The 14,976-nt window shown below is 42.8% G+C and carries 15 protein-coding genes and 1 riboswitch; of the genes, 9 read left to right on the top strand and 6 right to left on the bottom strand.

The window, feature by feature from the left end; translation table 11 throughout:
- The first annotated feature begins 43 nt into the window (after positions 1 to 43).
- Complete coding sequence (locus IEW76_RS03120) at positions 44 to 241, top strand: DUF2188 domain-containing protein (protein WP_036780294.1); 198 nt, start codon at positions 44 to 46, stop codon at positions 239 to 241.
- A gap of 491 nt (positions 242 to 732) precedes the next feature.
- Here IEW76_RS03120 and IEW76_RS03115 read toward each other — a convergent pair whose 3' ends face one another.
- The 3 genes from IEW76_RS03115 to IEW76_RS03105 all read right to left on the bottom strand — a co-directional run bounded on the left by IEW76_RS03115 (position 733) and on the right by IEW76_RS03105 (position 4,218).
- Complete coding sequence (locus tag IEW76_RS03115; protein ID WP_188650834.1) at positions 733 to 2,259, bottom strand: FAD-dependent oxidoreductase; 1,527 nt, start codon at positions 2,257 to 2,259, stop codon at positions 733 to 735.
- 216 nt (positions 2,260 to 2,475) lie between these two features.
- Positions 2,476 to 3,186, bottom strand: a complete 711-nt coding sequence (locus IEW76_RS03110) for an EAL domain-containing protein (RefSeq protein WP_188650832.1) — start codon at positions 3,184 to 3,186, stop codon at positions 2,476 to 2,478.
- 138 nt (positions 3,187 to 3,324) lie between these two features.
- Positions 3,325 to 3,403, bottom strand: a riboswitch (cyclic di-GMP riboswitch).
- A 167-nt stretch (positions 3,404 to 3,570) separates the two neighbouring features.
- A complete protein-coding gene (locus IEW76_RS03105; RefSeq protein ID WP_188650829.1) occupies positions 3,571 to 4,218 on the bottom strand; it encodes a glycoside hydrolase domain-containing protein in 648 nt (215 codons plus the stop codon).
- 104 nt (positions 4,219 to 4,322) lie between these two features.
- On the opposite strand from IEW76_RS03105, the gene IEW76_RS03100 reads away from it, so the two are divergent.
- The 4 genes from IEW76_RS03100 (at position 4,323) to IEW76_RS03085 (ending at position 7,675) form a co-directional block, all read left to right on the top strand.
- Positions 4,323 to 4,955, top strand: a complete 633-nt coding sequence (locus IEW76_RS03100; RefSeq protein ID WP_188650827.1) for a LysE family translocator — start codon at positions 4,323 to 4,325, stop codon at positions 4,953 to 4,955.
- Positions 4,956 to 4,976: 21 nt separating this feature from the next.
- A complete protein-coding gene (locus tag IEW76_RS03095) occupies positions 4,977 to 5,252 on the top strand; it encodes a hypothetical protein (protein ID WP_188650824.1) in 276 nt (91 codons plus the stop codon).
- Positions 5,253 to 5,636: 384 nt separating this feature from the next.
- Entirely contained in the window at positions 5,637 to 6,839 is a 1,203-nt protein-coding gene (megL, locus tag IEW76_RS03090) for a methionine gamma-lyase (RefSeq protein WP_188650822.1), read from the top strand.
- Between the two features lie 233 nt (positions 6,840 to 7,072).
- Positions 7,073 to 7,675, top strand: a complete 603-nt coding sequence (locus IEW76_RS03085; RefSeq protein ID WP_188650820.1) for a metal-dependent hydrolase — start codon at positions 7,073 to 7,075, stop codon at positions 7,673 to 7,675.
- Positions 7,676 to 7,712: 37 nt separating this feature from the next.
- Here the strand turns inward: IEW76_RS03085 and nadA are convergent, their stop codons facing one another.
- From nadA to nadB, 3 genes are read right to left on the bottom strand one after another with little or no spacing between them, the layout of a single operon-like run.
- Entirely contained in the window at positions 7,713 to 8,819 is a 1,107-nt protein-coding gene (gene nadA / locus IEW76_RS03080; protein WP_188650818.1) for a quinolinate synthase NadA, read from the bottom strand.
- On the bottom strand, positions 8,816 to 9,667 hold the full coding sequence (gene nadC / locus IEW76_RS03075; RefSeq protein WP_188650816.1) for a carboxylating nicotinate-nucleotide diphosphorylase: 852 nt from the start codon (positions 9,665 to 9,667) through the stop codon (positions 8,816 to 8,818). Before nadC ends, nadA begins: the two co-directional genes overlap by 4 nt.
- A complete protein-coding gene (nadB, locus tag IEW76_RS03070) occupies positions 9,636 to 11,210 on the bottom strand; it encodes an L-aspartate oxidase (protein ID WP_188650814.1) in 1,575 nt (524 codons plus the stop codon). Before nadB ends, nadC begins: the two co-directional genes overlap by 32 nt.
- A gap of 103 nt (positions 11,211 to 11,313) precedes the next feature.
- On the opposite strand from nadB, the gene IEW76_RS03065 reads away from it, so the two are divergent.
- The 4 genes from IEW76_RS03065 (at position 11,314) to IEW76_RS03050 (ending at position 14,974) form a co-directional block, all read left to right on the top strand.
- Positions 11,314 to 12,450, top strand: a complete 1,137-nt coding sequence (locus IEW76_RS03065; protein WP_188650812.1) for an IscS subfamily cysteine desulfurase — start codon at positions 11,314 to 11,316, stop codon at positions 12,448 to 12,450.
- A 28-nt stretch (positions 12,451 to 12,478) separates the two neighbouring features.
- Complete coding sequence (locus IEW76_RS03060; RefSeq protein ID WP_188650810.1) at positions 12,479 to 13,012, top strand: transcription repressor NadR; 534 nt, start codon at positions 12,479 to 12,481, stop codon at positions 13,010 to 13,012.
- Between the two features lie 532 nt (positions 13,013 to 13,544).
- Complete coding sequence (gene proC, locus IEW76_RS03055) at positions 13,545 to 14,351, top strand: pyrroline-5-carboxylate reductase (RefSeq protein ID WP_188650808.1); 807 nt, start codon at positions 13,545 to 13,547, stop codon at positions 14,349 to 14,351.
- 182 nt (positions 14,352 to 14,533) lie between these two features.
- Positions 14,534 to 14,974, top strand: a complete 441-nt coding sequence (locus IEW76_RS03050; RefSeq protein ID WP_188650807.1) for a MarR family winged helix-turn-helix transcriptional regulator — start codon at positions 14,534 to 14,536, stop codon at positions 14,972 to 14,974.
- Positions 14,975 to 14,976: the final 2 nt, after the last annotated feature.

Genomic DNA, 14,976 nt, shown 5'->3' with positions numbered 1-14,976 from the left:
AACATATAGGTATAACCCAACACAAAAAAAGGAGCGATAATACATGAGAGAATACACAGTAGCACCCAACAAAGATGCAACAGAATGGTATGTAAAAGTGGAGGACGTAGCTCCTACCGACAAGTATGAGAAGAAAGATAAAGCCATTGAGAAAGCAGAAGAAATGGCTCAAGAACACAAACCAAGCAAATTGTACATTCTTGATAAATATCATGAGATCGAAGAAGAGCGCTCATTTTAATCTCTAACTCGATCTTATAAAAAAGAAGCTGCCATCTGGCAGCTTCTTTTTTGTCTTAGCTCTGCTAAAGGTTCATGTTGTTATTCTTTATAACAGCCTTGTTCAAGAAAAGGGAGGGGTGTTGAAGACTCGAAGCTGAGACACCCCTTATCAGAATTTGTATAACGTCCCCCTTAGCTCGAGTAAGGCGGGGCTTCAATACTTCCCCCCTTATGTAGCACGCTTCCGTTACCCTATATATGGAAAAGGTGGTCGGGAAATTGCGAGACTCCTGCGGCAGTAGGAGCCTAGGGGAGACCCCACAGAGAGCGTAGCGAACGAGGAGGCTTCCCAGCTCGCCGCGGAAAGCGAGTGATTTCCCGAACCACCTTACTCTCAATTACAGCAAACGGAAGCATCTCCTCAGATTAGAGCATTCCACAAAGGGGCTTATATGGAACAAAGTCCACAGAGGCTTTGTCTTAAGACTCGTATCTGGGAGGCCGATTGATTCATTCTTCTAATCTTTTTAGCGGCTCATCAGCAGGTCCTTCTAAAACCGTTCCATCATAGGAAAAGCGCGAGCCATGACATGGGCAATCCCACGACTTTTCTTCTGCATTCCACTCAACTTCACATCCGAGGTGTGTACATGTAGTATCGACAACATGTACGTTTCCGGATTCATCTTTATATGCACCGGCTTTTTGAGCATTATGAATGATCATTGATCCCTCTCCAGGGTGCAGATCATCTATAGATTGTGTATTGAGACGGACTTTACCTTTTATAAATTGGGAAGCAACATTTGTATTCTGGGTTAAGAAGTGCTTGATGCTAGGGTCAGCATAAAAACGTGTAGGCGTGAACAGGTCCTCATAAGGGTTCTCTTTCTTTTGAATCAGATCTTTAAGCAATAAAGCAGCTGCAGTTCCGTTTGTCATTCCCCATTTTCGATATCCAGTGGCTACAAAAATATTCGAATGACGGGATGTTAAATGGCCAATATAGGGGACTTTATCCATTGTAATCAAGTCTTGGGCTCCCCACTGGTGTATCGTTCCGGATAGATTAAAATGTCTACGTCCGAAATTCTCTAGAGCATCGAAATGTAGTTTTGAAGAATGACTTTGACCCGTTTTGTGACTTTCTCCACCTAATAAGACGTAAGTTTGATCTTTAAAGGTTGTCGTTCGTATAGATCGCTTTGGTTGATCTGCGCTTAAATACATTCCCTCTAAAGGTTGGTCCGTTTTAGCTGCAACAATATAAGAACGCTCGGCATACATGCGGCTAAAAAAGAAGCCTTTACCGTCGTAAAAAGGAAAGTGAGAAGCTGAAACGATTGACGTACAGGTTACTTTAGGTCCGTTTTTTGTAATAATTTTAGGCTGATTGCCTTCTTCTACATCGGTTGCTACCGTTTGCTCAAAGATATGGACATGTTTCTTCATCATTTCTCTAACTAAGTGTTGTAAGTAGGAAAGGGGATTGAACTGCGCTTGATTTGGCATTATGATACCCTTCTTAATAGATAGGTCAATAGGAAGACGATCAATGATTTCCCCTTGTATACGTAACATTTCATAGGCTTTTGCTTCTTGTTCGATCTTTTGACTATTTTCATCGCTAATCCCGTAAATATAAGCATCCTCTGTTGTGAATTGGCACTCGATCTCTTCTTTCTCTACCAAGTTCTGAATAAATTCTAGCGCTTCTTGATTAGCACGGTAATACTTTCTTGCTTGTTCTACTCCGAAGTGGTGAATCAGCTCATCATAAATAAGGTCATGTTGAGCAGAAACTTTAGCAGTAGTATGGCCTGTGGTGCCGTGTAAAATTCGATCTGCCTCGAGTAAAGCTACGCTCATCCCTTCTTTAGAAAGCAAGTAAGCAAGGGTCACACCGGTAATCCCTGCCCCAACAATCCCTACATCCACTTGGATATCTTCCTTGAGTGAGTCAAATTCAGGTAAGTCCGTTTGCTTCATCCATAGCGTTTCTTCATTGGCTAAATGGGCATTCTGTTTACGTGTCATCATGCTCCTCCTTGGCATTTGTTCTTTTATTTACTATGCCGTGGAGTGAGGTGAACTATACGAAGAATACTGCAAGAAAATGGGTTGCCCCCATCAAGACCAAGCACCCTTCTGGCAACGAGCCTCAGCTTCCGGTTTTCCGCAACTCTGTCTTATAACCGAAACAAAGACCACTGATTGGTAAGACAATTCAGTGGTCTATTGGGTGGTGTGGCGTCACCCCACCACAAGAGCTTGAGGCTTGCCAATATAGTATCCTTGCGCTACATCTATCCCGATCTCTTTGGCTAACTTAAGATCATCTTCTGTTTCAATTCCTTCTAATACGACCGTTGTATCCCCTTTAAAATAATCTGTGAAAAGGGAGACTAGTTTTTGTTTTTTATCACTTGTAGCTAAGTCTGTAGCAAAATAGCGATCAAGCTTCAAGTACTCAGGTTCCATTTCAACGGCTTTCTTTAATGAAGTAGCCCCTTGTCCAAAATCATCAATTGCAAATTGAATTCCCATCTCCCGTAACATGTTAATACGAGCGGGAAGAAGGGGGGACTCCCACATAGCTTCCTCTTCCTTCGCTTCATTCATCTCGAAAACGATAGATGGGACAGGAGAAGAAGGGGCGTCTAGAATAGAATGCATAAATCGAATGAAGTTGGGATGAAGAAGGGTGGACATAAACATATTTAGAAATAGTTTTTGATCGTTAGGCTGATTAGAATAATGCGTGAAGGCTTTCTCGATCGACATCGTATCAAGTTTATAGAGAGTGCTCGATTGCATAGCAATTTTAAAAATTGCTTCAGGATTGGATTGTATAGTAGAGCGTAGCAGAGCCTCATATCCATAAATAGCATCATCGGCCAGGTGATGAAGGGGCTGATAATTGTGAAATAGATGGTTTTTCTGTAAGAGTTCAAAAATATTCATAAAATCCCCCGTGTTCAAATGGTTGTGATGGATCACTTTCTATTAATCTGTAATGATTAGGGTGAAACGAAATCACGAAAATAAATGAATACTCATTCAAAGGCTTTTGAAGCTAAAAAAACCCCATTGAGTAAAATCAATGCGGCCGGTTGCGCTACTAGCTCGACCAACCATAAGCGCCCAGATACAGATTGGTTTCAAAGCTTCCTGTCGTATTATGTAGAAACTAGTACTATTATCATAGCAATATTTACTTAGCAAATAAAGGTTAATTGTTTAAATTTTTACACAAATCAAAAGCCGACTTTACATTTTTAATGTGCGGGGTGTAAGAATTAAAGGCTAAGAGACCATTTTCCGATCGGTCCTTAGCCTGATTTCTTATTACCACAATAAATTGAGAAGGCGGTCATTGATGAGATTCGTGTTGATGGGACAAGCGGCGGCGTCACGGCCATATTGCCAACCCCACACATTCGATTTACATGAAAGTTTAGAAGGTGTGTATTTCGGTGCTTTACGTGCTCTTGTAACTCCAGTTTCCGGTTCTACACTGCAAAGAACGGACTGTGCAGACACTTTATTATCCTTTGAGGCTGCTTTGCAAAAAGCTTCATTAAATTTTCCGTTTGTAGGATCGCAAGTAAATCCAGGTTGATACCCCGAAGAGTACATGCCTTCGACGTAGCCTCGTATCCAGGATTCATCAACTTTAAAGGACTTTTCAACGTTCGCAAACAAAACCTTTCCTTTAGGGAAATTTAAACGCCTGGCATGAAACACAGCGTTTTGAGCAATGACTTTCCCTTTCCTATACCCTGTAGCCTCCGTGAAATTATTATAAATGGCCATAACTTTTGTGCCGTTATTATGCAACCGTTCAATTTCGGAGACTGTTAATCCATCCGAAACCTCAGGAACTGTTGATAGATATCTTCCCCAGTATTTGGGTTTTCCATATTTCTTTAGTACACAGTCATATAATTCTTTCGTGGCTTCTTGTGTAGAATCCACACCCCATTGATAAGCCATGTTGTGCTCCTCTCTGTATCAGAAAAATATTCCAAAATCACCTCTGACCCGCTAATATAGAACCTACATACATTCTATTCAAAAGGAGAAAGTAGGTGTTTCCCTTGAGTATTTATCTTTTGCTATCGTTTCTAGGAGCCGCTGTAGTGCTCACGCTGATGCCTGGTCCGGATAATTTATTCGTGTTAGCCCAAAGCATTTCTCAAAATAAAAGAGCAGGTATTGCTACAACATTCGGATTATGTACAGGAATACTCGTCCACACACTAGCAGCCGCTGTTGGGATCACAGCTCTTGTCTATCAATCTGCGCTAGCTTTTATGGTAGTCAAATATGCTGGAGTAGTTTATTTGCTTTATCTAGCATGGCAAGCATTTAAAGAAGAAGGAGGGGGCCTTCGGGTTGAATCTAAGCAAGCACTTGAGTATAAGAAGCTCTATAAAAGAGGGGTGCTCATGAATGTCCTGAACCCAAAAGTTTCCCTCTTCTTCCTTGCTTTATTTCCTCAATTTATCGACCATTCAAAAGAAGCATGGAACGTTCCGTACCAAATGGTAGCGCTTGGAATCTTATTTCTGATACAAGCCTTCATTATTTTTACCACGATCAGTTTCTTTGCTGAAAAGGTAGGAAATTGGCTATCAAAAGTCCCTCAAGTCGGAAGAAGGTTGAATATAGCAAAGGGAGTCTTACTAGGAATCATCGGAATCAGCCTTGCCTTGGGCGAAAAATCCTAACAGGAAGAAAGGAGAGGTAGGTTGGATATTCTCCTCATAAGCTCTGGTTCATTGACACTTCTATTAAGCCTATTGGTCTACCGTTTAGGGAAAAAAGCATCTCTGTGGTCGATTTTACTGCCCTTTGTGGTGATGCTCACAGGACTTCTAACGATCGTGATTGCCTTTGTTATTGGAATAGGCCAAGGCCCAGGAATAGCCCTTGGCATAATAGGCGGAAGTATCTTTTTCTCCTCTTTTGTCCCTTTTATTATAGGAGTTGGAGTGTTTCTATCAGGTTCTTCTTATGATCGGTAGGAGTATAGAGACTTCCTTATAACCTTTTCTGTATTTGGGTGAACGGAAACAAGCCAAATAAGAGAAATAGGATGACCTAATGTGACCGCGGGCCGTCAACCTATCTAACGCCAGGGTTTGCTCGGGGACTGCGAGACTCCCGCGGGAAAAGGAGCCTAGGGGAGACCCCGCAGAGAGCGATAGCGAACGAGGAGGCTTCCCAGCTCCCCGCAGGAAAGCGAGTTGTCCCCGAGCAAACCCTAGCACTCCTCAAGCGTAACGGCCCCCTCCCACAAAACTAGTTAACAAAACCATTATAAAATAAAAAGAAAACGCTTTCATTTTCTGTCAACATCTCATATGATGTGAATAGAAGGCTTTAGAGGCAAAAAGGGGGACACCACGATGGGGAAGAAAGAACACGGATTTGAAACGAAAGTCATTCATGGAGGTTATGACTCAAAAGACTTTTTAGGAAGCCTGACAACACCGCTATTTCAAACGTCAACATTTACCTTCGATAGTGCAGAGCAGGGGGAAAATCGGTTCGCAGGCACAGAGGATGGTTATGTCTACTCAAGGTTAGGCAACCCGACTGTAAGGGCACTAGAGGACCGGATTGCTCAGCTAGAAGGGGGCGAAGCGGGACTGGCATTCGGATCTGGGATGGCGGCTGTCTCGGCTGTCTTAATCGGTTTAACAAAGGCCAACGATCATATTCTTTGTTCTCGTGGGGTTTATGGATGTACATTTGGTTTATTATCCATGATGGAAGACAAATACAATATTACAACTTCTTTTTCTACAATGAATACAGAGGAAGAGATCCGAAATTTAATCCGCCCGGAAACGAGTTGTATTTATGTCGAAACACCAATTAACCCTACGATGGAACTAATTGATTTAGAAATGGTTGCCAAGGTGGCGAAGGATTATGACATTCCGGTTATAGTCGATAACACATTTGCCACCCCTTATTTACAGAAGCCGCTTGAGATTGGGTGTGACCTTGTTCTTCATAGCGCCACGAAATATATTGGCGGTCATGGGGATGTCGTTGCAGGGCTTTTAATAGGGAAACAAGACATTATTCAACAGTTGGCCATGACGACTCAGAAAGATATTGGGGGCATCATTTCTCCATTCGATGCCTGGCTGTTATTGAGAGGTTTGAAGACCCTGCCTGTACGTATGGATCGTCACTGTGCGAATGCGGAGAAAGTCGTTACTCGTTTAAAAGATCATGCTTTAGTAAGTAGCGTTTATTATCCTGGAGATGCTCAGCACGAAGATTATGAGATTATGAAAAAGCAAATGAAACAAGGAGGAGGCCTCATTTCATTTGAAATAAAAGGTGGAAAAGAAGAAGCTCAAGCATTCTTGAATCACCTTTCGTTTATTAAGAAAGCTGTTAGTTTAGGAGATGCCGAATCCCTCATTCAACACCCAGCCACGATGACACATTCTGTTGTCCCAGAGGAAATAAGAGAGAAAATGGGCATTACAAACTCTTTAATCAGACTTTCTGTTGGCCTTGAAGCATGGGAAGATATTTGGGAAGACCTTTACCAAGCTCTTAACCAAGTGACCCAATCCAAAACCATCTAAATGATTGTAAAGGACCTTCAATAAAGGTCCTTTTTTTAACGCAGTAAAGCAATGAAGGGTGTCTGGCACGCATCACTACGTTAAAGCAACGACGCGTGCCTGGCACGCTTCATTGCGTTAAAGTGTATGTCTGGTAAAGTTTGGTCTTGCGCTATTTTCTAAAATTGAGTAACATTGGATTTCGTAACCAGGTGTTCAGCGAAAAGAGAGTACATCAGAGAGGGTGGATGCATGTGGTTGCGTCTAGTCACCAGGTAATGGGGATTACTTGGGGGATCGGTGCGATTACGCTATACAATATGTTTGACGTAATCCCTGATAAGATGTTTGCAACAGTTCTGTTTTTTGCAGCTGTTGTAATCGGATCGTTAATTCCAGATATTGATACACCAAAGTCTAAGCTCGGTGGACCGTTTGAAAGATGGGGATTTATGCTAGTTGTTTGCCTTGTTGGAGTGGAGATCTTAACGCCAGGCTTGAATCAAGCCGTTCAGTTTTTACTGATGATTTTATCTCCATTACTGTTCGTATTTTCAGGGCACCGTAAGTTTACCCATTCAATTGCGTTTATAGCCTTAATGGCTTCTTATAGCTATATGCTTCATATTTACTTAGACATTCCGCTGTTTTACTTAGCTGGGTTTTTAACAGGAGTTGTATCACACTTATTTGGCGATTTCTTAACGAAAATGGGCATACCGATCCTCTATCCATTTAGTAAGCGCTATTACCGATTCTTTTTAACATTTAAAACAGGATCAAAAACAGAGCAGAGTATTACAGCAGCACTTGTCGTGTTAAATATCATTTTCCTAACGCGTAACGTCTTAGGATAAAAAAGAGGGTAGCCTTTCTAAGGCTACCCTCTTTGTCTTAAGCTCGACTCAACATACGGTCTAATGCTTCCTTTGCATACTCTGCACGATCACTATCTACTTTAATCAGGTTATGAGGATCACCTATTTCGATAGCCTCTAGGCACCATGCCAAGTGGGGGAGGTCAATGCGGTTCATCGTTAAGCAGGGACACATGTTTGGATTCAGGGAAATAATATCCTTATTGGGATGTTCCTGAATAATTCGGTTCACCAAATTCATCTCTGTCCCTATTGCCCACGAACTACCGGGTGGAGCAGCTTCAATGGTTTGGATAATATGGTTTGTGGATCCGGCATCATCAGACATTGCCACAACCTCTCGTCTACACTCAGGGTGAACAATGATTTTCATATCTGGCTTTGTTTCTCGTAGATGTTGAATGTTTTGAACAGTGAAATTCTCGTGAACGGAGCAATGCCCTTTCCATAAAATGACGAGAACGTCTTCTGGATCGCCCTCATATAATAGTTGCTCTGAAATTGGATCCCACACTGCCATTTGTTCAAGGGGAATCCCTAAGTCATAGGCGGTATTCCTGCCTAAATGTTGATCAGGTAGAAAGAGAATGCGTTCTTTTTGAGTGAATGCCCATTCCACCATAGCTTTTGCATTAGAGGAAGTGACGGTTGCTCCGCCATATTTTCCGACGAACGCTTTAATGGCAGCTGTAGAATTCACATAGGTGAGGGGTAAGATTGTATCCTTAAACAAATCGCCAAGCTTACTCCACGCACGCTCTGTCTGCTGAAGATCAGCCATATCGGCCATTGAACAGCCAGCCCGCATATCAGGCAAGTATACATGTTGATTTTCATTCGTTAAGATATCCGCCGTTTCTGCCATGAAGTGTACTCCGCAAAAGACGATTGCTTCTGCATCTTTATTGTCAGCTGATAGTTGAGCTAATTTCAATGAATCTCCGCGTGCATCTGCAAATTGGATCACTTCATCTTTTTGGTAATGGTGACCTGGTAGGAAAAGTCGATCTCCCATTCGTTTTTTGACTCCGCGAACACGGTCCTCAAGCTCTTCTCTTGTCATGTGTTTATACGTATCTGGTAGTAGAGGGTGTTTGCTTTCTACCGCTTCGAATAAATTCATGCTAATGCCTCCTTATGGATGATTGCATTCACGCTTATATCTAATGAAGAAACAGAGTGTGTCAAACACCCTAGCGAAATGTAATCAACACCTGTATCTCGATAGGTCGCCAGATTATCTAGGGTGATCCCTCCAGACGCTTCGGTTGTAATGGAAGGTGGAATGATTCCCTGTAAATCTTTCACCGATTCAGGGGTCTGGTTATCTAGCATAATGCAATCTACCTGAGCCTCGATGGCTTCTCTTACTTGAGCCTCTGTTTCAGCTTCGACTTCGATTTTAATCATGTGACCGAGTTGTTGCCTGATTTGCTTTACAGCTTCCGTAATGGAACCTGCAAACGCGATATGATTATCCTTAATCATGACAGCATCATATAGGCCGTTCCTGTGGTTGAAGCCGCCGCCTGTTCGAACTGCATATTTCTCTAACATTCTAAGACCAGGTGTCGTTTTGCGGGTGTCACATATGCGCGTGTGAGGGCTATTTAACGTATCAACAGCTAGTGTGGTAAGAGTTGCGATTCCACTCATGCGTTGAATGAGATTCAAGATAACACGTTCTCCTTTTAATAAAGCCCCCATATTCCCCCGTGCAGTAGCTAAGGTCTGACCCTCATGAATCCGCTCTCCGTCCTGACAATGGATGGTAACCTCAACAGATGGGTCAATTATCTGATAGCCTTCTAGAACAATAGACTGCCCACAAAATACTCCATTTCCTTTTGCCGTAAATTGTACTTCACCGGTAGAACTGCTCCCGAAGAGTGTATCGCTCGTCACATCTCCATCTCCGATATCCTCAATAAAAAATTGTTCAAGTAATGGCCGTAGCTTTACTGTATTCATCTCGTTCCCCTTTCTTTATTGGCATGGTGTGATTGATATGAACGGATTCCCATGCTTTTTTCTCAAATGGAAAATCACTTCGGAAATGACCACCACGACTCTCTTCTCGTTGAAGTGCTGAAGTAGTGATTAGCCAAGCTGTCGTTAGCATAAACAGTCTAGTTATTTGTTCCGCGCTGCAAGATTCTACAGTGTGCTCTAGCTGTGCTTCAAATTCGAAATCCTCAAGCCACTGCTTTACATCTCGTAACGTTTCTTTCGTTCGAACAATGGCTGCCCCCCGCATCATTCGTTGTTGAATGTCTGCAATAGAAGGCAGATCAACGTATGGTAATGGTTGTGGTGTTTTCACTACTGGTTTTCGGATAGCTGATAGGGTAGTGCTGGATAGATGGAGGGCTAACCGTTTTCCGTATACCAGTCCTTCCAATAATGAATTGCTAGCCAGACGATTAGATCCGTGTACTCCTGTACAAGCCACTTCTCCAATGGCATATAACCCCTTAACAGTCGTAGCACCCACTTCATTGGTATGAACACCGCCCATTATGAAATGGCAACCAGGAGCTACGGGGATCTTCCCACCTTCGATTTGAATACCGTGGTCAAGGCAAAGGCGGGTCACGGCCGGAAAGCGCTCAGTAAACCCATGGATCCCACTGATGTCGAGGTATACATCGTGCCCATTCTCAATTTGCTTGTAGATGGTCTGGGCTACAATGTGGCGAGGGGCTAAGTCTTTTAAGGGATGAACATTTTCCATAATTCTTTCCCCGGACTCGTTGATTAAGAACCCACCTTCGCCTCGAACCGCTTCTGAGACAAGACCTTTTGTCTCTTGATCCTTGTAAAGAAGGGTTGGGTGAAATTGAATAAACTCCATGTCTGTAAGTTTTGCGCCTGCTTGATAAGCAAGGGCTAAGCCGTCTCCTGTTGCAGAAGCTGCGTTTGAGGTAAACGTATAAAGCTGACCGCATCCCCCTGTTGCAAGAACGGTATGAGAGGCAAGAAATGTATGCGTTGTTCCGTCTGAACCACGTCCTTTTGCACCACAGCAAGCTCCATCCTGGTCAAGAAGGAGTGAATAGGCCATCGTATTTTCCCGTATGTTGATATGATCGCCAACATGCTGGCGCAGGCAATCCACAATGGTTTTTCCAGTTTGATCGCCTCCACCATGAACGATCCGCTTATGGCTGTGAGAACCCTCCATACCGAGTAGGAGGTTACCGCTTTCATCCAGGTCAAAGTTGCAGCCTCGACTTACTAAATCACTTATTATTTCTGGAGCCTCTTTCGCAAGCTGTAACACGGCTTCTTTTTGATTGATGAACCTTCCAGCTTCTAAGGTGTCTGTATAATGATGAAAAGGCGAGTCCTCAGGCGCCAGTGAAGCAGCGATTCCACCCTGGGCATAAGGAGAATTTCCTTCCCCAATGGACGACTTTGTGAGAACAATCACATTCATATCCTTGCTCAAACATGTAGCTAGTTGTAGGGCAGCAATTCCACTGCCAATAATTAATACATCAGTATGTTCCATCGTGTTAACCCCTCCTGTTTTAACAGGTGTCTTGACACTTATATTTACACAGTTTTAAACTAATGACAAGAGTTTTGTATGGATTTTGGGAAGGGTGAGAACATTGAAACGCTATTTTGACTATGCTGCATCTTGTCCGATTGATGAAGAGGCTCTCCAAACCTATATGAGAGCTTCGAGGGAGTATTTCGCAAATAGCACAAGTTTGCACGATGAAGGGACAAAAGCGAACCGCCTTTTGGAGCACTGCCGAGAAACATTGGCTGATCTAATAGGGGGAGAAGCAAAAGGATTCTATTTTACAAGCGGAGGAAGTGAAGGAAATTTCTTAGCTTTCCAAGCGCTTTTGTCGGCCCATTCTGGAAAACAGATCATTCTATCAGATGGAGAGCATTCTTCTGTCAAAAACACCGCAATGAAATATGAAGCGGAAGGCTATAGGGTTACAAAGCTCCCCCTTAAAGAATCGGGGGTTGTAGATCTTGAAATCTTAAAATCTATTATGACAACCGATACAGCGCTCGTTTCCGTTCACCATGTAAATAGTGAAATTGGAACCACTCAACCTATAAAAGAGATCTCACGCATCTGTCAGGAATCAGGAGCATTCCTTCATAGTGACTGTGTACAATCATTCGGAAAGCTTGACGTGCAACAGGTAACTCGCTATGTAGATAGTCTTACGCTTTCAAGCCATAAAGTTTACGGACCAAAAGGGGTGGGAGGCCTTTACTTATCCACCGCGAATACGTACCAACCTTTTTTGCCAAATGGTGTTCATGAGTCTGGCATGAGAGCTGGAACACTAAACGTCCCTGGAATTGCAGCGTTTACCGTAGCGGCAGAGAAAAGTGTGAAAAACCTTTCAAAGAATCAGCAAAGGATTGAAGAATGGAAGCGTCTCTTCGTCAATGAGCTTACAAGCTTTTCAGACAGCTTCGATTTTGTTAGATCTAGTGTCGGAGTTCCTATAATAGGTCTACTGATCCATCACATAGAAGGCCAATGGTTAATGTTAGAAGGCAACAGGAATGGCTTTCACTTTTCAACGGGTAGTGCTTGTCAGGTGGGAGCACAGGAACCGTCTGCTACTCTCTTAGCTATTGGGAAAACGGAAGAAGAGGCAAGAACCTTTATTCGTGTTTCATTTGGAAGGGATCATACAACAGAAGACGTGAAAGAGCTGGCTGGCTGGTTGCGTGGAGTGATCGAGGAGAGGACCGCTACTGTGGTACAATAACGTCAAAGTTAAAAGAAGGAGTAAGCAGATGAGCGAACAACGAAAGATTCTAGGCGAAGAAAGAAGACACCTTCTATTAGAGATATTGAAGGAGACAGGTGCTCCTATAAAAGGCGGGGAACTAGCAAAGCGAGCTAATGTAAGTCGTCAGGTTATAGTCGGTGATATCTCTCTTTTAAAAGCGAAAAACGAACCAATTATTGCCACAAGCCAGGGGTATTTGTACATGAAAGAAGCACCCAGTGAAGTTTACGAAAGAACAGTTGCGTGTGTACACTCACCAGAGGAAACGAAAGAAGAATTAAATATACTTGTTGACCACGGAGTTGTAGTGAAAGATGTTTCAGTTGAACACCCTGTGTATGGAGATTTGACGGCTACCCTCAGAATATCCAATCGAAAAGAAGTGGAAGATTTCGTACAAAAAGTAGCTTCAAAAAAAGCTTCTTACTTGTTGGAGTTAACAGGAGGGATTCATATGCACACGATTACCTCAAAAAATGAAACTCACCTCCAAGAAGCCATTGATGCACTTGAAGCACGAGGTTTTTTAGCGCAGTAGTAGACAGCCTGTTTCTTTCTTTTAGGGAATTAAGATGACTGGCTGTTTTTATAGCTAATGTTTTATGTTGATTTTGTTCCATGTAAGCCTACTTATGTGATGACTCTGATAAGGGGGGAGTGTTGAAGCCCTGCCATACTCGAGCTAAGGGGACGTTATACAACTTCTGATAAGGGGGGTCTGGGGAACGGGGAGCTCCTGCGGGAGAAAGAGGTCGACGAGACCCCGGACTGAACGAAGTGAGGGAGGAGGCTGTTAAAAAGATAGAGTAGAGGAAGTTCGACTAAGACCGTCACGTCAATAGCCAACGTCGAACGACCCCACGTCGTGTGGGGCCGCGGAAAGCGAGTCGTTCCCCAGGCACCCCTAGCACTCATTAAACATAACGGCCCCACACAGAATAGAGTGCCTCAGCTTCGAGGATTGCTCTAGGTAACCATACAAAACAACCGCGTTGCTTTTTTTTGAAGAGCTTGTTACGCTTAAATACTGAATATGTAGTAATGAACGAAATAAAAGGACGTGAACAGTAATGCAGCAAACAGTTGGATTTATTGGTTCCGGTAAAATGGCTCAGGCGATGATTGGTGGTATGGTTGGATCAGAAGTGATTCCGAAAGATCAGATTATTGCAAGCGCGCTCACTCCCGCTACCCTTGATCATGTCTTTGAGAGGTTCGGGATTCAAACGAATAACGATAACCGAGCAATTGCAGAAGTGGCAGATATTCTTATACTTGCTGTGAAGCCGTACTCATACGAGGCTGTTATTCACGAGGTGCGTCATTCTGTGAAAGAAGAAGCGATTGTCATTACGATTGCTCCTGGCATCTCCTCGAGTGATATTGAAGAAGCGTTTGGCAGAGAAGTAAAGGTCATTCAGGCAATGCCAAATACGCCATCTCTTGTTCAAGCAGGAATGACAGCGATCTCCCCTAACAAACAAGTAACGAAAGAAGAACTCTCTGTTGTTGTTCAACTTTTAGAAAGCTTTGGAGAGGTGGAGATTTTAAATGAAGGTCAGATGAAAGCTGTTCCTTCTATTAGTGGCTCCTCACCAGCTTATGTATATATGATTATTGAAGCTATGGCAGATGGTGGGGTTCGTCAAGGGTTAACCCGTGAACAGTCTTACCGCATGGCATCTCAAGCCGTACTTGGTGCAGCTAAAATGGTACAAGAAACAGGAAAACACCCTGGGGAATTGAAAGATGAAGTTTGTTCTCCTGGTGGTTCTACAATAGAAGCGGTCGCTCGTTTAGAAGATGAAGGGTTAAGGGGCGTCCTCTTAGCTGGTATGGAAGCGTGTACGAATAAAGTGAATAAAATGAGTGAATAAGAGCTGCCTTTTGGTGGCTCTTTTTTTGTATGAGAAGGGCAATGCGGAGAATGAGCACTTGGTTAATTTGGATCTCTATAAAGGTAAGAGAGTGTACTGCATAAATGTGGGAATTAATTTGTAAATACCTTTACAAATTTCGGGTATCGAAATATAATTAGAAATACTTAGGAGGCTAAGTAATGAAGCGAGATATTGAGAACTTATTAGGCTATCATATTAATGTTGTCTCACATTTTATACAAAATCAATATAATCAAAAGCTTAGAGAGCATGACCTTACTATGGCTCAATCAAAGGTTTTGTACTTCTTGTCTGAACACGGAGAACAAGCGCAGGGAGACATGCAGAAGCGCCTATATATCAAAGGGTCTTCCATGAATGGGTTGGTGGACTCTTTGTTAAAGAAAGAGTTAATCCATAAGCGTCAAAGTCCAGAAGACCGTCGCACAAAGCTTATTTCTTTAACCGACAAAGGGAATGAAATTGAGGGTCAATTATGGAGTTTAATTGATGGGATTGAGAAACAGCTCGGAGAAGGTTTTACATCGGAAGAACAACAAGTCATCATTTCCTGGCTTAAGAAGATGAAGCATAATGTAGAGTCACTTTATTCAGAGTAACC

Source organism: Pontibacillus salipaludis (genome assembly GCF_014642405.1).
GTDB lineage: Bacteria > Bacillota > Bacilli > Bacillales > BH030062 > Pontibacillus > Pontibacillus salipaludis.
The sequence above is the reverse complement of the archived record's forward strand: the minus strand, read 5'-3'. Positions and strand labels throughout refer to the sequence as shown.

Coding starts and splice junctions, on each gene's coding strand:
- nadC (WP_188650816.1), bottom strand. CDS start 9,667: ATGAATACAGTAAAGCTACGGCCATTACTTGAACAATTTTTTATTGAG.
- IEW76_RS03120 (WP_036780294.1), top strand. CDS start 44: ATGAGAGAATACACAGTAGCACCCAACAAAGATGCAACAGAATGGTAT.
- IEW76_RS03105 (WP_188650829.1), bottom strand. CDS start 4,218: ATGGCTTATCAATGGGGTGTGGATTCTACACAAGAAGCCACGAAAGAA.
- IEW76_RS03110 (WP_188650832.1), bottom strand. CDS start 3,186: ATGAATATTTTTGAACTCTTACAGAAAAACCATCTATTTCACAATTAT.
- nadB (WP_188650814.1), bottom strand. CDS start 11,210: ATGGAACATACTGATGTATTAATTATTGGCAGTGGAATTGCTGCCCTA.
- nadA (WP_188650818.1), bottom strand. CDS start 8,819: ATGAATTTATTCGAAGCGGTAGAAAGCAAACACCCTCTACTACCAGAT.
- proC (WP_188650808.1), top strand. CDS start 13,545: ATGCAGCAAACAGTTGGATTTATTGGTTCCGGTAAAATGGCTCAGGCG.
- megL (WP_188650822.1), top strand. CDS start 5,637: ATGGGGAAGAAAGAACACGGATTTGAAACGAAAGTCATTCATGGAGGT.
- IEW76_RS03050 (WP_188650807.1), top strand. CDS start 14,534: ATGAAGCGAGATATTGAGAACTTATTAGGCTATCATATTAATGTTGTC.
- IEW76_RS03060 (WP_188650810.1), top strand. CDS start 12,479: ATGAGCGAACAACGAAAGATTCTAGGCGAAGAAAGAAGACACCTTCTA.
- IEW76_RS03115 (WP_188650834.1), bottom strand. CDS start 2,259: ATGACACGTAAACAGAATGCCCATTTAGCCAATGAAGAAACGCTATGG.